We start from the raw sequence: 23,784 nt of genomic DNA, 5'->3' as shown, positions 1-23,784 counted from the left end.
CTACATTTTTTTCCAACTACTTAATTCAAATTCTATTTTGTGGCGAAGGGGAAGTTTAAGCTCGAAAACAACATGTCCTTCATGGTCAGGAAGCAGTGTCAACGATCCATGATGCAATTCCGTTAAGGATTTAGCGAGCGAAAGGCCTATCCCCGTTCCGGGCCTATTATTTCCGCGTAATCGAAAAAATGGCTCAAACACCCGTTCCCGCAATGCGGCGGGGATACCTTTACCATCGTTGCGCACCCGCAAGGTAAATTCTTGCTTTCCATCATTTGCAACAAATAACTTTACGGAGGCCATTTTATCGGCATATTTTATAGCATTCGAAAGCAAATTTGTAAAAATTTTGACCAACGCTTCTTTATCTGCAAAGCCTAATATCGGATCCGCTGGCACATCCACCATAAGGCTAATATGTTGTTGCTGCGCTTCCGGCATAAAATTGGAAACCTGCTCCATAAGCAATGCACTAATATCTGTATTTACGAAGTTCAATCCAAACTGATCAATCTCGGTTTTTCGAAAATCTAATAGCTGCGTGGTCAACTCTACCAGCCGTTTGGCGTTTCGCTGCACCATAGCTAAGCTTTTCTTCATCGACTCTTCCTTTGCACGTCCAGCCATAAGTTCTATCGGCCCCACGATTAGCGTAATCGGTGTTTGAATCTCATGGGCGATATTGGTAAAGAATTCGATTTTTGCACGATAGACATCTTTTTCCTTCTCATGTTCAAATAGCCTTTGCTTTTGGAGATTTTTACGTTCTAAATATCGATGGTAAGCCCGCACACCATAAACAATAGCAAGAATGAAGATGAGCACATAAGAGGCATAGGCGTAGGCCGTTCGCCAGTATGGTGGCAGAATCTTAATATGCAATCGGCGTTCTTGGCCAATCCAACTATCTACATTACATTTTGCCCTCACGGTGAAGGTATAATCACCGGGAGATAAATCGGTAAAATAGGCTTTACGATTCCTGCTCAGGTAAGTACCTTTGCTGTCCAGCCCACTCATAAAAAAAGCATATCTTGTCACCTCTGGGGAGGCGTAATTTAGGGCGGCAAACTCAATACTAAAATTATTTTGCAAATAGCTTAAAACGATCGTGTCGGTATACAGCACGGAGCGTGTGAGCGGACTGTTCTCCGTTTCCGGAACCACTTCCTTGTTGTTAATCTGAAAGCCAGTAATGTAGGTTGCAGGTCCGGAACTCGTTCGTCGAAAATCTTTTGGATCAAAAACAATCAGTCCTTTCACTGATCCAAAGTACATTTTGCCGTTTGGCGCTTTGTAGGCTGAACTAAAATTAAACTGATCGGTGATCAATCCATTTGCTTTCGTATACGTTTTTATGTTACCGCTTTGGCGATCATAGCAAATAAGCCCCTTTAGCGAACTTATCCAAAGTCGCTTCTCGTCATCCTCAAGCACACGGAAAAGTATGTTGGTCGGCAAGCCATGCTCCATGGTAATTTTTTGAAGAAGCTTTCCTTCAGGACTTACTTTCATCAATCCACCCCCACCCGTGGTAAACCAAAGGCAATGGTCGCTATCCTCATAGATCCCATACACCGCAAATTCATCTACATATTTTCCATTGACCTTATCGGAGAATCGAACATTGCCTTTCTCAGCTGTTTTAGGATGGTAGAAGAACGCCCCCTTATTGATGCTACCGGTCCAAATTCGACCTTGCTTATCTTCAATGATGTCAAAAACATAACTGTTCGTTGGGATTTCTTTTACTCGGGCAAACGTGTTCTTTTTTCTATCAAATGTAAACAGGCCAGAACCGCCATATCCCGTTCCTACAAGAATCGTATGATCACGCGTTTCATATACGGAGAGTACGAAATCACTTGACGGACCACCATTTTCGCCAATCAGTTTAAAACGATTCTTCACCACATTTTTCTTTATATCGAGGATCTCCAAACCGTTGTAATAGGGTCCAAAAAACAAATCGTCACCCGATGCTAGCATGCCGTGAATATTTGGGTAGGGTACCATCGCTTTTTCCGTAGCATACATGTAATTGGTAAATAGTCCGTTCCCTAAATTTAACTTATTTAGCCCGCCGTCTTCGGTGCCTATCCAAAGATTTCCCTGACTGTCTGGACAAATCTCTCGAACAGCACTTCCTGAGATGGCATTTACACCCGCCACGGGATAGTATTTTTTGAAGCGTGCGTTTTCTTGTGAATAGTAATTCAACCCTCCGAAAAATGTACCAGCCCACATGCCCCCTTCCCGATCCTGATAAACACTGTATACAGCATTATCAGCGATTGCGTACGGATCGTCAGCATGTTTACGTAAATTTATACTCTGCTGTGTTTTTAAATTGTAGATATAAATGCCAGATTCGGTTGCCACCCAGCATTCATCACTTCCCGAAAGCGCTAGATCGCGAACATATATATCGGCATTCGCCTGCGATCGTAGCCTTAAAGATTTCAATTCACGGGTACCTAAATCATATGATTTTAACCCCTGTTTAAAGCAACCTATCAGCACCTCGTTACGCTCGGTGAATAGTATCTTACTGATGGATCTTAAATTTTCCGGAATATGCTGCCCAAGTACGGGAATAGTAGCTTGCTGCCGTCGGTCAATGTCGTATACCGTAATAGAGCCTTGATGGTTTCCTATCCAAAGTGCATTTCTTTGTTGATCAATACTGATACAGGAAGCTTGAATCCTCAAGTTTTCTAAATGCTGCTGGGCAATATCATATTGGTGTAGCTCGGCGTTCAGTGAAAACCAGAGGTTGTTATGACGATCTACCTGCAGATGACTAACATAGGAGTCAGGCACCGTTTTAAGCATGGTAAACACTTCCTTGAATGGATCGTAGCAAAAGATGCCTCGCCCCGTACCTATCCATAACATCCCGTTGTTATCCTCCGCTAACGCCGTGATAATATTATTTCCTAGGTAGCCATACTTGTCATGCTTATTGCGAAAACTTTTAAAGTTATACCCGTCAAAGCGGTTTAATCCGCCGCGTGTAGCCACCCAAATTAAGCCTTTGCTGTCCTGCATAATGGCAGAAACGGAATTGTGCGCTAAGCCATCTTCCGTTTGATAATGCTTGAAATAATATTGATCCTGTCCCCGACATATAAATGCGGTAGCAAATGAAAGGACTTCAATAAAGATCAATAAGATTAGGCTTCGCATAGTTTATAATATCCAAATATATACAATTCGGGGGAGAAGTTACAACTCCATTAAAGCAGATTTATTGCCGCTAGTGGTTGTTAAAGCCGCCTTAAGAAACAATGATTCCACTAGCCTAAAATCTTCGAAATGCATTTTGAGACGCATCGACAAAAAGATGAACAAATTTTACAATAGGCATTGCTTTACTTTGAAATATAGTTAACGCATTTATAAACACAGCACAATACTTTTTCCTGCGCTATGAACCGTTACTCCTACCAACGGAGTATCTATAAACCTGAATGCCAACGGAAAAATTTGCGTGATGATGAGATACCAAAACGAGGAGAATGCTTATGTAAATATGACGAATAGGGATGCCCAGCGACATCCAATACTTGCCGACAAAAACCTAACATGATAAACTTCTAAATATAAACCTATGATAAACACCTACATGCTACGGCATACCTGTAAGTTTGTGAAACAAAAAGACTTCCTGTTATCGCTATGCATCCTCCTTATACCGATGCTTACCTGGGCGCAAAACCTGTCCGTAACAGGTACAGTGACGGATGCGCAAACGGAAACTTCCGTACAAGGTGCGGTCATTAAAATACAGAACACTGATGTAGCGACAAGTTCGGACCTCGAGGGGAAATTCACCATAGAGGCGCCAGCCAACGCGGTTTTACTTATCTCTTCGGTGGGCTATGCAACCCAAACTATCCCATTGCAAAGCAGGCGCACATTACAAATTACCCTCACCTCGACAAATGAATCTCTTGAAGAGGTTGTAGTCGTGGGTTACGGTGCCATGCAGAAGAAAGATCTGACGGGCTCGATCATCCAAATTCGCCCCGATAAGATTGCAAACGAAAACCCGAAGACCGTTCAAGATATTCTTCGCGGCACGCCGGGTATTCGCGTAGGGTACAACGCATCCGCAAAGGGCGGTGGTGGTATCAACATACGCGGCCAACGTTCCGTTTTTGATGCAGGAAACCGCAACAGCCCACTGTTGATTTTGGATGGTATGCCATTTTATGGGGAACTCTCCGAAATAAACCCCGATGACATTGAGCAAATCGACGTTCTTAAAGACGCTTCAGCCGCTGCGATCTACGGATCCAAATCAGCAAGCGGCGTTATTATCATCAGCACCAAAAAGGGTAAGCAGGGGAAACCTGTCATCAATTTAACCAGCAACATTGGTACAACTACGGTTGCCAAAATTCGGGAGCGGTTCAGCACAGAGGATTACTTACAGCATCGCGAAGACTGGCTAACCAAAAATACCTACGGCGTGAATCCTGAAACAGGTGCCTACGAAGCGTACCAAGGTGGAGGATACAACAATAGACCCGGATACTTTGTTCGCCCAGATCGCTTGCCCTCTTCCGTTGCCGTGGAAGACTGGCGCGCCTATGACCAAAATGTGGGCGATCAGTCTGACTTAAGTATCTGGGCGAGAAGATTGGGCTTTCAGGGAAATATATTGCAGAATTTTCTTGACGGCAAAACAGAGAATTGGCGCGATCGCACGTATCGGAGCGGATTCGATCAAGATTATAACATCAGTGTAAGTGGAGCAAGCGACCGCACGAACTACTACCTTTCTATGGGCTACCTGAAAAACCAAGGCGCTGAGGTAAGTGATGCTTACCGCGCTATTCGCGCCAATATGAAAGTAGACACGAAAATAACCAACTGGTTTGAAGTAGGTGCAAACGTTAATTTCCAAGACCGATCGGATGGAAATGTGGGTATAGATTTGGATCAATCTATGCGTAACAGTCCGTTCGCTGATTATGGAGATGAGTTTGGCAACCCCACGCAATTCCCGTTGAGCGCAGAATATAGCCAACGCGGCTACAACTACGATTTCCAGCGCCAATACTTGGAATTGGACAAGGGATATACAGTGCTAAACAGCATCGTCTATGCAAAGATTAAGTTGCCATTTAATATTACGTATGCATTTAACGCTTCGCCACGTTTTCAATTTTTCTATGATCGATATTTCATGTCGGCAGAACTACCCGGATCAAACCCCGCCACACGGGGCGCAAATCGTGAACAAGCGAAACGGCTGGACTGGTCGCTTAACAACACCATTACCTGGGATCAGACATTTGCCGATAAACATCGCTTTACCGTAACACTCGTTCAAGAAGCGGAAGAACTTAGATTGTGGCGCGATCGAATCGAAGCGCGTAATATACTCCCGTCGGACGCCCTCGGATTTCACAACGTAGGTTATGGATCTAAGGAGGATAGTAATTTCTTCAATGATGACACACAAGAAACTGCGGATGGTCTTTTAGGACGTCTTTTCTATTCCTACGACGACCGCTATTTAGTAACCGCTTCTATCCGTCGCGACGGCTCATCTGCATTTGGCACATCTAATCCCTATGCAACTTTCCGTTCCATCTCGGGCGCTTGGTCTTTCACCAACGAAAAGTTCTTCAAATGGGGAGACATCATGAACTCCGGTAAGTTACGACTCTCTTATGGAGAGAACGGAAACCGCGCCCTTGGCAACCCCTACTTTGCACTCGCTAACCTTTCTGCCGGCGCAGGCCGAATGCATGGGTATATCAATTCAACCGGCGACTTATCGCTCTATCGCTATCTCATGATGGATCGACTCGCTAATCCAAATTTACGCTGGGAAAAAACGGATTCTTATAATGTAGGTCTTGATTTTGGCTTTTTGAATGATCGTATCTCGGGTACGTTTGAGTATTACAAGACCATGACGCAGGATATGATTATGACGGAGCGCCTCGCTAGCTTTACTGGTTTTCAAGGCATCGCTACCAACCTCGGAAGGGTAGACAATAGCGGTATTGAATTAGCGTTAAACACAGTCAATATCCGGAAAGACAATTTCCAATGGTCTACAACACTTGGTTTCTCCTACAACAAGAATACCATCAAACATTTATACTATGACTACGTAGATGTGTTGGATGATCAAGGTAACGTAGTAGGTCGGAAAGAGTCGGACGATCTACAAAACAATTGGTTTATCGGCAAGCCTATCGGCGTTATATGGAACTATCGTGTTACGGGTATCTGGCAATCCAACGAAGTGGAGGAGGCGGCTCGTTATGGGCAAAAGCCCGGTGACCCTAAGGTCGCAAATAACTATACAGCAGATGATGTGGTGAATGCCAATGGAACCGTGACGCACGTTTACAATAATTTTGACAAAGAGTTTCTCGGTCAGAGCATCGCCCCTTACCACTGGTCAATGCGTAACGAGTTTATTCTGTGGAAGAACTTAAATTTTTCATTCAACATCTATTCCTACGCCGGACATAAAAGCTTATTCGGTGATTACCTGAATAACGATGATAACGGTGGTAGAATGCAGTATGGCATGGCCAATCTGCCGGCGAAGGAATATTGGACACCGGATAACCCAACAAATGAATATGGTCGTATTGAAGCTGCTGGTCCTACGGGTGCCGCGGGTGCAGGAAAACTGTATGACCGGTCGTTCATCCGACTTGAGAATATATCAGTCGGCTACACCTTGCCACATGCCTGGACATCCCGCTATAACATCAACCGGGTTAAAATATTTGGCACCATCCGCAATGTTGCTACTTGGGCCAAGGACTGGGAATACGGTGATCCAGAAGCAAATCCCGCTTTCGATCAAGGCGGTGGCTTAGCAACACGATTGTACAACCTTGGTCTGAACCTTGTTTTTTAATCCAGAACGCTCTTGCGTTTATAAATTATTCAACGATGAAATTTAAAAAAGTAAACACCATATCATTCGCGCTCTTGATGGCTAGTATGCTATTGACCGGCAGTTGCAGTCGAGACTTCTTAACACCAAAACCCTTATCTTTTTACGAGCCTAATGCTACATTTACAACGGAAGCAGGCCTAATGTCAGCGATGGCGATAGCGGATAGGCATCTGAAACTGTATTGGGCGACCGACCATAACGAGATGCTCACCATGGGTACGGAATATATCTTCTCTGAGCTTATGGTTGCTGCAGCTACAGACAAGCGCAATATGCTTTGTGACATTGCCAATATGCTGACGCCAACAAGTGAAACTTCCTACCAAAACATAGACCGCACAAACAGCATCTGGTACCTTTGGGAGGAAACGTACAAAGGCATTATGTTTGCCAATACCGTTATTCACTATGTTGATGGTGTTCAGGAAATTGATGAGGCTACCAAAAATGCATATAAAGGCAGGGCTTACTTCCACCGCGCGTTTCGGTACATGGCGCTCGTTTTTCAGTTTGGTGATGTACCTCTAGTAGCCACTCTTTTGGAAGCTCCAAAACAGAATTACCGCAGCACACAGCGTGATGCGATCTTACAGATGATCACCCGTGATATGGAACTTGCCGTGCAGTGGGTGCCTAATCAAAGCGAAGTTGGGTTGGTGGGCGTTGTCAATAAAGGCGCCTGTCGTATGCTACTGGCCAAATGCTACCTAGCCATAGGCGAATATGCAAAAGCAAAGGAACAAACGGATATCATCATCAACGAGTCGGGCTATGCTCTTATGGAGAATAGTTTCGGAACTTTTAACGACGGTGGTGAGGCGCGGACATGGCCGATTACGAGAAATGTGATCTGGGACATGCACCGCCCGGAAAATAAGCTTATTGCAGCAAATCGGGAAGTTATTATGGGCATGCCCAATCGTGGTGCCGAAGCGGAATCGTTTGTAAAAATGCTAACCATGCGTATCCTATACCCTTTCGTGTTTGATAATCGCATACAAACAAAAGATGGTAAGCAAGCCCTTTTAAACATACGTCGTAACACGGGAGATTACAATCCAACGTATGATTATATGCGGGCTTTCGGGCGCGGTATCGCAACGTTCAGACCCACCAGCTTTCAAACAAAGGCCTTATGGCGTGTCAATGGCGCTATGGATGCCACGGATTTGCGACACAGTTCAGCCAGTGGAAATTGGATCCGTATGGAAGATTACAAAGTAAATAATAAAACATCGACAGAATTTGGAAAACCACTTATGCTTTTTGACAATGGACGTTTGTTATGTAGCGATACAATTCGTCGGTGGTTTGATGTGCCGCATTATAAGTTTTACCTAGACGATCCCGTTAGCGAGGCTAACATTGTTGGTTCGGACGGCCACCGCGGAGCCACCAACGGCTCGACAGCAGATTGGTATCTGTATCGTTTAGCGGAAGCTTACCTCCTACGCGCGGAAGCCAAATTCTACCTTAACCCTGGCGATGGAACAATTAAGGATGATCTAAATATCATCAGGCGAAGGGCCCAATGTACGCAGCTTTACCAAGGCGCGGTAACCATAGGCGATATTATGAACGAGCGCGCCCGGGAGCTGTATTGGGAAGAATGGCGTAATGTGGAGTTAAAAAGAGTATCGGTATGCCTGGCGCGTAGCGGTCGCCCAGACGAATGGGGAAACACATATTCGCTAGAAACATTTGACAAACAGGCGGGAACAGATTCCCAAGGCGGAAGCTACTGGTACCAACGTATTGTCCATTACAGTATGTATAATAAGGGGCCTATCCAAATCAATTCCACTGGAAATAGCAACCCGAATTACACAATGGACAAAAAGAATATGTATTGGCCTATTCCCGAAGCAGCCATCACGGGCAATAAACGTGGGCAGCTCAGCCAAAATTTTGGCTACGATGGGTATAACGCAGCAACGCCGAAGTGGGAAAACTGGGAAGATGCCGTAGCCGATGAAAACAGCACAGAGTAATTAGCAGGCAATTTATCTTTCAAAGTCGTATCACGCGCACGCGTTTCACAGCTTACTGCAAGCTTGAAACGCGTGCTTTTCTTTGTCTAACTGTTGGGCTTTTCTATACTTTAGAAAGGTGTATCCATGCCAACGCCAAGATCATGCTGTGCCTTCATCCACTGCCGCAGCTGCTGATGCATTTTGCCCATAATTTTTTGATAAGCTTTATCTTTTGCCAAGTTATGCAACTCATCTGGGTCGTGCAGCAGATCATAAAATTCAAATTCTGGATGCTTAACGATACGATCTGTTAAGAGTCGAGCGTGCGTATCAGTAGCAGCAAGCTTATTCCAAGACGTAAACACTTGACCTTTATTGGACGTATTGGTCATGAATTTAATGTGATAAAGGCTGTCCGGATTAATGTTCCAAATTAATTTGTAACGTTGGTCACGCACACTGCGGATGGGAAAAGCTGGCCCTTCCGGAATGTTATTATGGATGCCGTAAGCAAAATCCCGATGCGTCTTACCCGGACTTTTTAACACCTTTCGAAAGCTTCTCCCATCAAGACCACGTGCTGGCTTTCCCCCTGCAATGTCAATTAGCGTAGGCGTGATATCTTCATATTGCACGATAGCATCTGTCTTAGATAATGATTCTACAACACCCGGCCAGCGGATGAGCATAGAGCTTCTTTGCCCATTATCGTACAACGTCCATTTACCTCCGGGAAACTGCGGCCCCTGCTCCCCTAAAAAAACTACAATGGTATTATCAAGCTGGCCCTGCCGCTCCAATAGAGCTAACACTTCGCCCACCTGATTATCCAAACGGCGTACCTCAGCCAAATACTTTGCAAATTGCTTCCGTGTTTGTTCAGTATCTACCCAATGCGCCGGTAATTTTAACTGTTTCGGATCAAACTCATCCGGATTACCGACAGTCCAAGGTGCATGCGGGTTGATACTCATTAGGAAAAGGCAATAGGGACCTTCATCTTGTATAAAATCTGCAATGCTATCCAAAAAATATTCGTCTGTTTCCGCTACACAATTTGTTTCAAACCCTGGAACAATTGTAAATGGAAAAGAAGACGTAGGTTTCGTGACATGGTCTTTGCCGCTCAAGCCCACCCGATAACCCAAGTCGGACAAATAGTGCGCAACACTTTTTAGCGTATCAATAACTGGTTTATGATTTTGGTAAGCGCCGTGTCTAGCTGGGTAAAGTCCAGTAAATAAAGATGCGCGTGTGGGTACACACATCGCTTCAGACGCAATCAAGTTGTTGAATTGCAATCCCTCCTTCGCCAGCCTATCGATATGGGTAGTTTTCAAATTCACACCGCCATAACAGCTCAGCTGTCTACTGTCCAAATCATCGGCCATAACAATAATCACATTGGGTCTGGCGGACGCGTGTAATTTTTCAACAGCTGAGACTCCTGTCCGTGACCTCACATGCGTGTGGCAGCATATAAAAGCTAGACAGCTTATTATTAAAATCCCGAAACTGGCGGACCGTTGTGTTTGTATATATAGCATAATTTAAGTATTTGATGATAGATAAATTGTAGATATTTAATAAGGCTATCCTACAAATTAACCGTTCTTCATTACACATCGCAATAACTGCTCCGCACATTGAGACAAATTAACTATCAATTGATACGCAGCAGAAACTTTATATCAATTTGATTGAGGATATTTGTTTTGTAATATAACGAACCACCAAATTATAAACAAGTAAGACAAGCGCTTACGCACTATACTTATGAGAGAAAACGCTAACCTCGGAACCATGATCTCGTTAAATTTTAACGAAAAAAATCTAAAAATAATTCAGTATCATACTACTTTTTATTGATAAACAATCTTTCTATAAACTCGACCTTAATGGTGCTAGGCTAGAGCTAAGCCTCCTGCCGTCATCTTGCTAGGAAGAGGGATCTTACTTTGCATTTTTACCTCGTTATGCACAGCATTCTGCTGCATGCACGCAACAAAGAATGCTTGAAATTTAACCACGATTATAAATCTAAAACGTACCAGGAATGCGTAAACTCGATTCTCACTGTACACGTAGTCACCAAAAAAAGAAGCGGTACAAACTTCTAAAAATAGTGTCTCTGCTACACGTGCTCTATGCCGCAAATGCAATAGCATCTGAAAAGTCAGCTATTGTTATTTTTATCAGTCCACCTGAAACTGTCCATTCTGAAAAAGTGTGGCAACAGGAAAAAGATATTCGCGGTATCATCAAAGATAATAAGGGGAATATTCTGCCGGGGGTATCCGTCACCGTCAAGAATAAACCGAGCGTAGGTACGACGACCGACCTAAATGGCCGTTACGTTTTAAAAGTACCGGCCGACGCGGTGCTCGTGTTCACCCTTATTGGATTTACAACGCAAGAATTTACGACTACAGGTCGCGATGTCATTGACGTTACACTGAGCGAATCCGAAAACATGATCGAGGAAACGGTAGTGACTGCATTTGGACAACGTCAGCGCAAAAATGACTTGATAGGTTCTGTATCGTCTATCAACCCGGAAGAATTGCGCATCCCGAGTAGTAATCTTACCGGTGCCTTGCAGGGGCGTGTTGCTGGTGTTATATCCTTTCAGCGAAGTGGCGAGCCCGGGTTGGATAATGCCGACTTCTTCATACGCGGTGTGGGCACTTTTGGCGTTAATCAACGACCGTTGATCTTAATTGATAACATGGAGGTATCTACCGATGATCTTGCAAGAATTCCGGTTGATGATATCGCCAGCTTTTCTATCTTAAGAGATGCTACCGCATCTGCCGTCTATGGATCGCGTGGCGCAAATGGCGTTATTCTCGTTACAACCAAACTCGGGAAGGAGGGCAAACCAAAAATCACCTTCCGTGCAGAGCAGCGTCTTTCTACACCCACGAACATGCCGAAAATAGCGGATCCGGTGACTTTCATGAAAATGCATAATGAAGCTGTACTAACGCGTAATCCTCTTGATCCGCCGCTGTATTCCGAAGAGAAGATTGCCATGACGGCGGCAGGTGAAGATCCTATTCGCTATCCAGCTGTCGATTGGCTTAGCGAGGTAACGAAGCCGAACACCCGCACCCAAAATTACAACCTGAGCATATCGGGCGGTGGACAGGTGGCCAGCTACCTCGTCAGTGGGAACTTAACTCAGGATGATGGTCTCATCCGCGTAAACCCGATCAATAATTTTAATAATAACGTAGACTTCAAGGTGTACAACCTGCGCAGCAACATCAATATCAACGTCAGCAAGTCTACACAATTGATGGTGCGCGCCATCGCTAACTATAGAAATTACAGCGGCCCGCCAGATGGCGGTAGCTCTTCATTCCGCAATGCATTGCGTGCCAATCCCGCCTTGTTCCAACCCGTGTATCAAGTCGGGCAGCAGCAATCGTACATCCGCCACCCGTTGTTTGGTAACTTTGAAGACGGTAGCGGCAATATGTACCTAAACCCTTATGCACAAATCGTGCGGGGATATTCGGAATGGTCTGAAAGCAATATGCAAATGCAGATTGAGTTGAAACAAGATCTTTCGCAATGGATCGAAGGGCTGAGCTACCGCGGATTGGCAAACGCATCCAGAGGGGCCTACATGGAATACCGCAGGCAATATAACCCGTTCTACTACGCGCCAACATCGATTGACCCGGCTACAGATCAGTACTCCTTCTTGAACTTAAATCCATTAGATGGTACTGAATACCTAGACTACAGCGACAACGGTCGCGGACAAGAATCACTCTTCTACATGGAAAACGCGATCAACTATGCACGTACTTTCCAAGAGAAACACAGCGTCACAGGTATGCTGATTTCAACCATAAGAAACCGTATTACGCTGCCCAGAGACGAGGCCGGGACAGTTATCAATACGCTGCCCTACCGCAACGCCAGCTTTTCTGGAAATTTCACGTATGTATTCGACAATCGCTACCACGCCCAGTTTACCTTTGGTTACAATGGATCCGAAGTTTTTGCTAAAAATCATCGGTGGGGTTTCTTCCCGTCTGCCGGTATCGCCTGGACGATACATAATGAAAAGTTTATGGAGCCCCTGGAGAATATCGTCAGTACAGCCAGATTACGGATGACACACGGTCTGGTGGGTAACGACAACATTCACGATACGCGCTTCTTTTACCTATCACAGGTCGCGTTAAACAACGCCGCCCGCCGTTACAGCTTTGGCGTGAGCACAGGAAATGAGAACTACAATAGAAATGGGGTGAGCATAGAGCGTTACGCCAATCCATATGTCAAGTGGGAAGTTTCTCAACAGACAAATTTGGGTATCGATCTTGGTTTGTTCAATGGCAAATTCACGTTTACGGGCGATATGTTCCGGCAAATCCGACGCGATATCGTACAGGATCGGGCTGCCCTGCCCTCATCGATGGGACTTGCTGCTACCGTACTCGCCAATCTAGGAAAATACAAAAGTCAGGGCTTTGATGCCGAGCTGACGTATATGCAAAGCGTGAACCAAAACCTTTGGTTTCAAGGACGCGGTACATTCACCTTTGCTAAAGGAGAGTACCTCTATTATGAAGAGCCTAATTTTGAATATCCCTATCTCACGCGTATTGGTACAGACGCGAATCAACGCCGCGGATACATTGCCGAGCGGCTATTCATTGATGACGAAGAGGTGCGCAACAGCCCACAGCAGCTGTTTGGCGAGATGGTGATGGGGGGCGATATCAAATACCTCGATGTGAATGGCGATGGGGTGGTCAACTCGAATGATGTGGTTCCTATAGGGTTTCCAACAACACCGCAGGTAAATTTTGGGTTTGGACTGACTACGGGCTATAAAAGTTTCGACTTTTCCTTTTTCTTCAGCGGTATGTCAAGGACATCTTTATTTATCAACCCCCTATCCTGGAACCCCAACAACCCCCAGAACAGTGGTTCGGCACCATTCGGCAGCCTCACCGCGCCCAATGCTGTCTTACAGGCTTGGGCAGATAGCCATTGGTCGGAAGATAATCGTGATGTATATGCACTATGGCCACGGTTAAGTCAAAACCCCTTAGCGAATAACACGCAAAATAGCACGCATTGGATGCGTAATGGTGCGTTTTTACGCCTAAAACAAGTTGAACTATCCTATACGCTGAATGCTGATTTTACAAGGCGGTACAAGATTGATCGCTTCCGGATCTATGCAAGTGGTACCAACCTTTTCAACCTAAGCTCTTTTGATCTTTGGGATCCTGAAATGGGAGGAGCCGGACTGCGCTACCCTATTCAACGGGTATTTAACCTTGGTCTGCTAATGACTTTATAAAAAGATGACTAATCGAGCTATACATATGAAAAATAACATAAAAGCAGTTCTTTTTTTGAGCCTGATGCTCTTCGGAAGCTGCAATAAATTTATGGATATTGTCCCCGACAATGTTGCCCAACTGGAACAAGCATTTACGATGCGCACTATGGCAGAACGGTATCTTTTTACCTGTTACAGCTGGATGCCCAAAGGCTACAACCTGAGTTCAAACCCAGCACTACTCGCCGGAGACGAATTTTGGTTGAATTCGATAACCAACTTTTCGCAAGGAAGTTGGCCTAACTGGTATGTCGCCAGAGCTGGACAAAATACCAACAGCCCGCTATTGAATTATTGGGACGGCAACAGTCAGGGCGGCAGCGACGACGAACAAATTTCACTTTGGCGCGGCATTCGGGATTGTAATATTTTCTTAGAAAATGTGCAGGGCGTGCCAGATATGGACCAAACAGAAAAAGATCGCTGGGCGGCAGAAGTTCAATTTCTGAAGGCTTACTACCACTATTATCTTTTGCGCATGTATGGTCCTATTCCTATCGTGGATACAAACATACCCACCTTTGAAGACCCGGCAAACATTATCTTTGAACGAGCCGCTACAGATCAAGTTTTTGGATATATCGTCGCCAAGATAGATAGTGTGATGCCGGCGTTGATGCCAGATCTATCGTTGCCCGCGCAGGAAAATGGTCGAGTTACTCAAGTTGTTGCCAAAGCCATGAAAGCGGAGATACTGGTGACGGCCGCAAGTCCGCTATTTAACGGTAATACCGACTACCCTGGGTATATCAATGCCGCTGGTCAACCCCTTTTTAATGCCACATTTAGTCCAGAGAAATGGCGCGCGGCAGCACAAGCATGCAAGGAGGCGATAGAAGCAGCACATGCTGCTGGACGTTCCCTACAAAAATGGGTGCCCGCACCTACTATGGCAAAGATACCCCAACAGAGCACAATTAACCAGATGAACCTTAGACAGGCCGTCACCGAACGACAAAATAATTCCGAAGTCATTTGGGTGAACAACCGCAGTTCAGCGGGAACAGATCAACAAGCAAAGGCGTTTATGCCACGAAGCATTGATCCAGCCCGCATCACGAACCAATCAATGGGTGGATACATGGCACCTACCCTAAATATGGCTTTAAAATTTTACAGTAAAAATGGGGTGCCTATCGAAGAAGACTTCACCTACGATTACGCTAAGCGTTTTGAACTACGTACCGTGCCTATCGGCGAGTCTGTATATTCCTACAACCTCACACCGGGCTATACCACCGTGGGCATGCACTTTGATCGGGAAGATAGATTTTACGGCGCTTTATCTTTCGACGGCGGTCGCTACTTTATGAACAACAATAACAACGATTCGCTGGCCTACGCAACCAACGCTCGGCCGGGCGGAAACATCGCTGCTACAAACTCGCCCACGCAATACTCCGGTACAGGATACACGGCGAAAAAACTCGTCAGCTATATGAATACGATCGGCGAAAACAACAACTTTACCACCTACCTCTATCCCTTTACGATGATGCGGCTCGGAAATTTATACTTGCTTTACGCCGAAGCACTCAATGAAATTGATGGACCCAGTGAAGAAGCATTTACCTACCTAGACCGCATACGCGAGCGTAGCGGATTGCGCGGCGTGGTAGAATCATGGGCAGATTTTTCGATTAATCCAGGCAAGCCAAATTCACAGGAAGGGCTAAGGGAAATTATACGCCGCGAACGTAGCATCGAACTGGCTTTTGAATCGCAACGATTTTGGGATTTAAGACGGTGGAAGACTGCACAAACAGAATTGAATACCCCGATTTACGGTTGGGACATTCGACAGATTACCCCGCAAACCTATTACCGAAGAGTCGTGATGTACAACCGAACGTTTACGCAGCGCGACTACTTTTGGCCGATCAGTATTGCAGAAATCCGCAGAAATCCGCGGCTGTTGCAATCCCCCCTTTGGCAGTAACGAACGATGGTTTTACTAAACACAAAGACTGTAATGATTACCCTACATAGAATATTACAAATTAGCATAGCAGTATATTTTGTCTTGCTAGTTGGCGCCTGCAAAGACAACCAAGAGCCAGCCCCCTCCCGTGTTGGGGAGAAACCAGATCCTATCGTCAACTATCAAATACAAAGCATAGCGGGCGGAGCAATCATAAGCTATGACCTTCCAAACAATAGAGACCTTCGCTACGTCAAAGCAGTATATACACTTGGTGATGGCAGTATCCGGGAGAACAAGGCCTCGATATACAAGAACAGCATTGTCGTCGATGGCTTTGCACAAGCCGGCGACTATCCGGTCAGCCTTATTTCGGTGAGTGTCGGAGAAGTCGAATCAGATCCACAACCGTTGACCGTTAAAACGCTCACCCCACCCTATCTTAAAACATTGGAAGCACTGGAAAAAGATGGAAGCCTGCTTCCTACCTTCGGTGGGATACGCCTAAATTATGAGAACAGCGCGGAAGCCCCCTTAGTTATCCATGTGCTGGCAAAAAATGCGCAAGGGCAATGGGAACGTGCTACAGACCACTACACCAAGCGAAGCACAGGTCTATTCAACGTTCGTGGATACTCCGCTGAAGCCCGGGACTTTGGCGTTTACATCACCGACCGCTGGAACAATCGTTCAGACACCTTAGTGCGCACCTTTGTACCGGTCTTTGAGGTGATGATGAATAAGTCGCTTTTCAAAACGTACAACCTCCCTACTGATACGTATGCTGCGCACACCGGCTTTAGATCTACGGAAGTTCTTTGGGATGGTGCAGATCGTGTCGCAACGACAATACTACATACCAAGCCGGGCTCCGGCATTCCACAACACTTCAGTTTTGATATGGGTGTGAGCGCTATGTTGAGCCGATTCGTCATGTATTCGCGCCTGAGCAACGAGTACCGCTTTAATCATCCCAAAGTATTTGAGTTATGGGGATCCAGCAACCCAAGCACCGATGGAAGCTTCGATTCCTGGACATTGGTAGGCACATTCACCTCCATCAAACCATCTGGTCTTCCATTGGGTGAACAAACGGCAGACGATATAAATTATGCACGTGCGGGTGAAGAATTCGACGTCGAATCACAAACCGCACCCTATCGTTATTGGCGTTTTCGGACGCTCGATACTTGGGGTGGAAACTCAGATGTTGCATTGGGCGAATTGACCTTCTATGGACAAACGCAGTAATACAAGCATGAGATAAAGCAGATATATCATTACGATTAAATACAATGAAACGAACAAAAAACTTCATTAGCATGACGTTCCTCGTCGCGAGCGTGATGCTGCTGTGCAGATGTACACCAATCGATTATTATTACAGTGATTTTCTTGAAAATGCCGAAAAGGTATATCCCGGGCGCGTAGACTCCATTTCATTCAAGCCTGGTTACAACAGGGCGGCAATTCAATCACTAATCAGCACGGATGCTCGCGTGACGAGACTGAAGATCTCTTGGGGACTGAATGGCACTTTTGAAACAGCCATCAATGCCGAAGATATTGCCCACTATAAAGAAATTCTCATCCCAAACATTGAGGAAGGAATATACACGTTTGATATCCGCACCTTTGATGCGGAAGGAAACCAATCTATGCGGGCCGAGGTTTTTGGTCGGGTATATGGCCCGGATTATTCATCCAATCTAAACAACCGAATTATCGAGCAAATACGGAAAGATGGACAAGACCTTGTTGTTAATTGGATTCCTGAATCGGGAGATACCACGCTACGCGGAACGGAAGTAACCTACTTGACGCCTGCCGGAGATTCAGCAAAAGTGTTTACGGAGGCTGCTATTCACCAAACAAGACTTATAAACTACAAAGCCAATACTCGTATAAACTACCGCACACTTTTTCAGCCCACGCCATTAGCCATTGATACCTTCTATGCCGCTACGCAGAATATAGATCCCCTAAGTTATATCCCTACGGAGCGCACACTGCATTCCAGAACAAACTGGTCCGTCGCAGGGTTTAGCTCCGAAGAACCTGCTAACAATCGCTCCGCGACAAAAGCAATAGACGGTGATGTAGCCACTTTCTGGATTACACGCTATTCCGTGAATCCGACTGATTACCCGAACCATTTTATCACCATCGATATGAAAGACGCCTTAGAGGTGGATGGCTTTTTCTTTGCGCAGAAAAATGGCGACCGAAAAGTCCGGGAATTGGAAATCTTAATTAGCCAAGACAATCAAACTTGGGAAAGCATGGGGAGACATCTGCTGGCCGCTGTAGACCGCACCAATCAATACATTGATCTGAGTGCTCGCAAAACATTCCGATACTTCAAAATCGTTCCGCTCAGCGGGCACGACTCGCAAAAGCAACCTGGATTGGCAGAAATAGGCACGTTTACCCTTGGCAACTAATAATAATAGGCTACAACTGTTTTAAGAAACTTTAAAAATGGAAAAAATTATGATTAAACTAGGCTGTTTACTTGCGTTACTATCTGTCGTATCATGCGAAAAAATGGGCGAGCTCAATATTGTGATTCCACAAGACAACGTGGTCTTGGAAGATAGTTTTATAAACCCCATCTTACCACGAGGAGCCGATCCTTGGGTGACGCAGAAAAACGGAAAATACTATTTCACCTACACCCAAGGGAGTAAATTAGTGCTATACGAAACGGGGCGGATTTCGGAACTTGCTCTTGCCAAAAGCCATGATGCATGGATTCCGCCAGCCGGCACTGCCTACTCAAAAAATTTATGGGCACCAGAGTTACATGAAATAAATGGTAAATGGTATATCTATTTCTCTGCAGACAACGGCAGCAACGCAAATCACCGCATGTATGTTGTTGAAAATGATTCACCAAACCCTATGGAAGGTGAGTGGATATTCAAGGGGAAAGTGGGTGATGCAACAAATCAATGGGCAATAGATGGCACCATACTCCATTACGGCAATGATATGTATATGCTATGGTCTGGCGGTAATGCCGGGGCCCCTCCCCAAGATATTTTTATTGCAAAAATGAGCGACCCATGGACTATCGTAGGCCCAAAAGTGCGCATAGCAACGCCTAACTATCCGTGGGAAAAATTTGGTAACCCTATCAATGAAGGGCCCCAGATATTGCGCAATCCAGCAAATGATGTACTCGTGGTATATTCGGGGAGTGGCTACTGGGTAGACAACTATTGCCTTGGCTTATTGCGTCTTAAAACAAACGGTGATCCGATGAACCCTGCAGACTGGACGAAGAAAGCCGAACCTGTATTCTCCATGCTTGCTGAAAGTGGTGCCTACGGTCCTGGACATAACGGCTTTTTCCAATCGCCCGACGGCACGGAAGACTGGATCATCTACCACGCCCGCAGCCTCCCAAATGGAGGAAGCAACAATGGTCGAAACGCACGAATTCAAGCTTTCCAATGGCTGGCTGATGGCACACCAAACTTTGGCGTACCTGCCAAAATAGGCCAAGCCTACAAACGGCCGTCCGGCGAGCTGCTGCGCGAACTACATGTTAAGGACGATTGGTCTATCTCAGGTTTTAGTTCGGAAGAAGTTGTTAATAACAGACTTGCCAACCGTCTTATTGACAACAACCTTTCTTCATATTGGATAACACGATACTCGAATAATCCGACAAATTATCCAGATCACTGGATCACAATAGATATGAATCAGGAACTCGATGTCGATGGCTTCGTTATCACGCAAAAAAATGGCGATAGGAAGGTAAAAACGCTAACGATAGCTCTCAGCAATGATAATACATCTTGGCAATCTTTAGGCGAGTTTGAACTACTAAATATCGAAGGCCGAAACCAATATGTGGCGCTTCCGAATAGCGCACGCTTTCGGTATTTCAAGCTAAACCCTGTAACAGGCTACGACAACCAACAACAACCCGGATTAGCCGAAGTGAGTACTTTCCGCTATAAGAGCCCTTAAGTAGCTCGTTGTAAAAACCGTTAAGATATCTATACCGGTAGCGCATGTGTACCCTTTGGGGACATCGTGCGTTACTGGTACTACTCTTTATAATGTGCTTAATTAATTTGTCATTAAATTCGCCTCCTGGCTATGCACAACAGCAACAAAGTCAAATACAGCATCATGATCGTTGACGACAATCCGGATATGATAGAATTCTTGGAAGATGCGCTAAGCGATCGTTACTACATTATTAAAGCAAGCGATGGTATGGAAGCGATCCACTACCTCGATGACAGTCCAATTGATCTTATCGTTAGTGATGTGATGATGCCACTAGTCGACGGGTTTGAACTATGTAAACAAGTCAAAGAAGATGTGCAACTGCAGCATATTCCTTTTATTATGCTCACGGCCAAAAACACGCTGAAAGCAAAAATTGAAGGTCTCGAACATGGAGCCGATGTGTATTTGGAAAAGCCATTCCTTCCCGACCTTCTTTTAGCACACATAGATAGTTTGTTTAGAAATAGGCAGCATATCCGTTTTCATTACAATCATTCGCCAGCGAGGACGGTTCCAAATCATAATATAGAAAATCCTGGAAGCGATTTTTTAAATAAACTAAATCTCTTTATTACGGAACACATGGGGTTAAGAACGTTATGTGTTGACCATTTGGCTGCTTGTATGCATATCAGCAGACCCACACTCTTCCGCCGCATCAAGTTGCTTTCAAGTTTATCGCCGAAGGAGCTAATAAACATGGCACGCCTCAAAAAAGGTGCGGAACTTTTGCTTCAGAGCAGCCACAAGATATACGAGATATCCAATATGGTTGGGTTTAGTTCACCCTCGCACTTTGTTCGAAATTTCATCCGGGAATTTGGTATCAGTCCGAAAACGTACCGAAGAAACCAACTAACAAAAAGAGCGTCTTCAAAAAATCCTTTTTAAGATTCAGCCATCACCTACTATCCTCATCACAAAAAATTATGCAGAAAAAGCTACTCACTCTCATGCAGTTATCGAATTTAATACAAAATATGTTTATATTAGCACAAGTAGTTAAACGTTTTAGTATTAATTGTTGGTGAGCACTCATCCTAACCACAAAATAAACCACCTATGAGAAGAAGAACATTTTTACATGCCCTAAACATGGGCATAGCATCCACCACATTGTTTGGTACCGACCTTTTTGCCATGCAAACGAAAACCGCCATGGACAAGGAACTTGGTTACCACCGCATCAAAGACATCCGATTTTCAAATGTGCAGCTCCGCTATCCCCGTCTGGTCGGAAAAAATGCCCGTTTAGATCTTCACGGACATGGCCCGCAGGTAGACATCTGTACCATACATACCGATAAGGGTGCGATGGGATGGGCATCACTCCGCGGGTCACGCAAAGAAGCGGAGCCTTTGGCAAAAGAGCTTTTAGGCAAATCGGTTGCTGATGTATTTCAAACTAACATCGGGCTCACAGCAGCGAAATACATTCCATTTGATATCGCTTTGCATGATCTGGCAGGCGTTATCTTGAATAAGCCGGTATTCGCTTTGCTCGGTCGGGAAAGTCCGATTATTCATGACTGCTACAGTGGTATGTTATATTTCGATGATTTAGAACCGAAAGAGAAGCCAGCTGGTGTAGGGAAAATTGTGGAGGAATGTAAACAAGACTATGATTTAGGCTATCGGCAGTTCAAACTCAAAATAGGCCGTGGCCATCGTTGGATGTCACCCGATGAAGGGTTAAAAAGAGATATCGAAGTGACGAAGCAGGTCGCAGCAGCATTTCCGGACTGCAAAATTCTTGTGGACGGGAACAATGGGTTCACCGTAGATCGATTTACGGAGTATTTACAAGGTATCGCTGGTATCAATTTATTCTGGATTGAGGAACCTTTCCACGAAACAGTCGCTGACTACACTAAGTTAAGAGCTTGGTTAAAGAAAGAAAATATAAAAACCTTGTTGGCCGACGGCGAGGCAGACCCAGACCAACGACAGCTTAAAGAACTAATTGAGAAAAAACTTCTTGACGTGCATTTAACAGATATTGAGGGTTTAGGCTTTACCAACTGGCGGAAATTAATGCCTGAGCTGAAACGAATGGGTGCACAAGCCTCTCCGCACGCTTGGGGCTCGCTCCTTAAAACCTACTACACCGCCCATTTATCGGGCGGACTCGGCAACACAGCCACCATCGAGGGCGTAAGCAGTGTGTCAGACGACGTTGACTTGTCAGGATACAAGCTGCAGGAAGGCAAGCTCACCCCGCCCAGCAGCCCTGGCTTCGGCATGAAGCTACTCAAAAAGGTATAGTGCAAAAAGCATATAACAAAAGTATTGAGGTTATTTTGCTATCAAGTAAAATGCCTCAATACTTATTAGTTAGCTTTATAATACCTATCTTAAATCAGTTTTACTTTATACGCTAACAATGGGCATTAAGAAGAAGTTAGCAAGTGCTGGCATGTGTTTGAGCTGGTTTGCCATCCTCGCACAGTTTGCGCTTATGCTTTTGAATCGCGAGGTTTCGTTAATGGAGTCAATTATTCGGTTTTTCAGCTATTTCACCATTACGACAAATCTTTTAGTAGCATGCTACTTTACCGCTATAGCGTTTCCCAAAAACACGGGCTGGCGAAATAGTTTACGCAGCAGCGGGGCTGCAACAGCAATTACAACTTGCATATTAATCGTTGGAATCATCTACCAGGCACTACTGAAAGATCTTTGGCAACCTACCGGATTAAGTCTTCTTGTTGATCAACTCTTGCACGCCGTTATCCCGCTTTTTATGTTGGCATATTGGATAGGGACAATAAAGCACCAGAATCTCGGATGGAAGTCGGTATACAACTGGCTATTATACCCTGTTGGATATCTCCTATTCGCATTGGGTCGCGGGTATACTTCAGGCTTCTACCCTTATCCGTTTCTAAATATGAAGCACATTGGTCTTACTCAAACCGCAATAAACATCGGGCTGATAGCGCTAGTCACGATCTTGATGCTCACTCTCCTTATTGTCATCGGAAAAACAATTCAGCGATTGGCAAGACCAAACGTTCAGCAGCAGTGAAACGCCGCAATCAAAATATTGTCGTTTTGAACATCTACAAAAAAATCGTTACTTTTGTTTTCTTACTATGCTGCAACGGCTTATATACATATCGGTTTTCCTGATGGGCTTACTCTTACAGCCTGTCGCTTCTTTCGCGTGCGAAGAAGCAGATACGCATGCCTCTATGTCCTGTTGCGATGAAGATCAAAAAGCTGATAAAGAATTAACAAAGGACTGCTGCACGGATTACACAGACGATGCCAAAGGAAATAAAGACAACTGTGCAAACGATGCATCTTGTCATTGTCCGATCGTTAAAACACCCATGTTTATAACGTCTTTTTCAGCAGTCGAAAACCATATTGCAATACTTGTTCCTGCACATTATCCTACAGCTTCTACAGCCGCACCTAAGTCTGGATTTGCAGCAACTTGGTTACTTCCTAAAATAGCATAAATTTTCGTAGCCTAGCCATAGGTACGTCTTGTTGTATCATTCAGCATGTATGCAACAGGTTCACGCAAACGATT

General features: G+C 45.0%; 13 protein-coding genes. 11 read left to right on the top strand and 2 right to left on the bottom strand.

Annotated elements, in window-relative coordinates; all coding sequences use genetic code 11:
* A complete protein-coding gene (locus DI53_RS14650) occupies positions 1-3,189 on the bottom strand; it encodes a ligand-binding sensor domain-containing protein (RefSeq protein ID WP_037501227.1) in 3,189 nt (1,062 codons plus the stop codon).
* 424 nt (positions 3,190-3,613) lie between these two features.
* Between DI53_RS14650 and DI53_RS14645 the strand changes: the two genes are divergently transcribed.
* Positions 3,614-6,901: a SusC/RagA family TonB-linked outer membrane protein gene (locus DI53_RS14645; protein WP_117624897.1), complete on the top strand. Its 3,288-nt coding sequence runs from the start codon at positions 3,614-3,616 to the stop codon at positions 6,899-6,901.
* A 35-nt stretch (positions 6,902-6,936) separates the two neighbouring features.
* Positions 6,937-8,934: a RagB/SusD family nutrient uptake outer membrane protein gene (locus DI53_RS14640; RefSeq protein ID WP_037501223.1), complete on the top strand. Its 1,998-nt coding sequence runs from the start codon at positions 6,937-6,939 to the stop codon at positions 8,932-8,934.
* A gap of 110 nt (positions 8,935-9,044) precedes the next feature.
* Here DI53_RS14640 and DI53_RS14635 read toward each other — a convergent pair whose 3' ends face one another.
* Positions 9,045-10,379, bottom strand: a complete 1,335-nt coding sequence (locus tag DI53_RS14635) for a sulfatase family protein (protein WP_071790504.1) — start codon at positions 10,377-10,379, stop codon at positions 9,045-9,047.
* A 593-nt stretch (positions 10,380-10,972) separates the two neighbouring features.
* Between DI53_RS14635 and DI53_RS14625 the strand changes: the two genes are divergently transcribed.
* From DI53_RS14625 to DI53_RS14585, 9 genes are all read left to right on the top strand, one after another.
* A complete protein-coding gene (locus tag DI53_RS14625) occupies positions 10,973-14,248 on the top strand; it encodes a SusC/RagA family TonB-linked outer membrane protein (RefSeq protein WP_081939473.1) in 3,276 nt (1,091 codons plus the stop codon).
* Between the two features lie 25 nt (positions 14,249-14,273).
* Positions 14,274-16,229 carry a RagB/SusD family nutrient uptake outer membrane protein gene (locus tag DI53_RS14620; protein ID WP_037501217.1) on the top strand — a complete coding sequence of 652 codons (1,956 nt, stop codon included), beginning with the start codon at positions 14,274-14,276 and terminating at the stop codon, positions 16,227-16,229.
* Positions 16,230-16,262: 33 nt separating this feature from the next.
* Positions 16,263-17,462, top strand: a complete 1,200-nt coding sequence (locus tag DI53_RS14615) for a DUF5000 domain-containing lipoprotein (protein WP_052072433.1) — start codon at positions 16,263-16,265, stop codon at positions 17,460-17,462.
* A gap of 44 nt (positions 17,463-17,506) precedes the next feature.
* Complete coding sequence (locus tag DI53_RS20645; RefSeq protein WP_037501214.1) at positions 17,507-18,655, top strand: DUF4998 domain-containing protein; 1,149 nt, start codon at positions 17,507-17,509, stop codon at positions 18,653-18,655.
* A gap of 37 nt (positions 18,656-18,692) precedes the next feature.
* Positions 18,693-20,195, top strand: a complete 1,503-nt coding sequence (locus DI53_RS14605; RefSeq protein WP_037501212.1) for a family 43 glycosylhydrolase — start codon at positions 18,693-18,695, stop codon at positions 20,193-20,195.
* A gap of 132 nt (positions 20,196-20,327) precedes the next feature.
* A complete protein-coding gene (locus DI53_RS14600; RefSeq protein ID WP_037501209.1) occupies positions 20,328-21,134 on the top strand; it encodes a response regulator transcription factor in 807 nt (268 codons plus the stop codon).
* A gap of 171 nt (positions 21,135-21,305) precedes the next feature.
* Positions 21,306-22,508: an enolase C-terminal domain-like protein gene (locus DI53_RS14595; RefSeq protein ID WP_052072432.1), complete on the top strand. Its 1,203-nt coding sequence runs from the start codon at positions 21,306-21,308 to the stop codon at positions 22,506-22,508.
* Positions 22,509-22,626: 118 nt separating this feature from the next.
* On the top strand, positions 22,627-23,271 hold the full coding sequence (locus tag DI53_RS14590) for a Pr6Pr family membrane protein (protein ID WP_052072431.1): 645 nt from the start codon (positions 22,627-22,629) through the stop codon (positions 23,269-23,271).
* A 103-nt stretch (positions 23,272-23,374) separates the two neighbouring features.
* The gene (locus DI53_RS14585) at positions 23,375-23,710 is read left to right on the top strand and encodes a hypothetical protein (protein ID WP_131555302.1); all 336 of its coding nucleotides are present in this window, start codon (positions 23,375-23,377) and stop codon (positions 23,708-23,710) included.
* Positions 23,711-23,784 lie beyond the last annotated feature (74 nt).

The organism is Sphingobacterium deserti (genome assembly GCF_000757725.1).
Taxonomy (GTDB): domain Bacteria; phylum Bacteroidota; class Bacteroidia; order Sphingobacteriales; family Sphingobacteriaceae; genus Sphingobacterium; species Sphingobacterium deserti.
The sequence above is the reverse complement of the archived record's forward strand: the minus strand, read 5'-3'. Positions and strand labels throughout refer to the sequence as shown.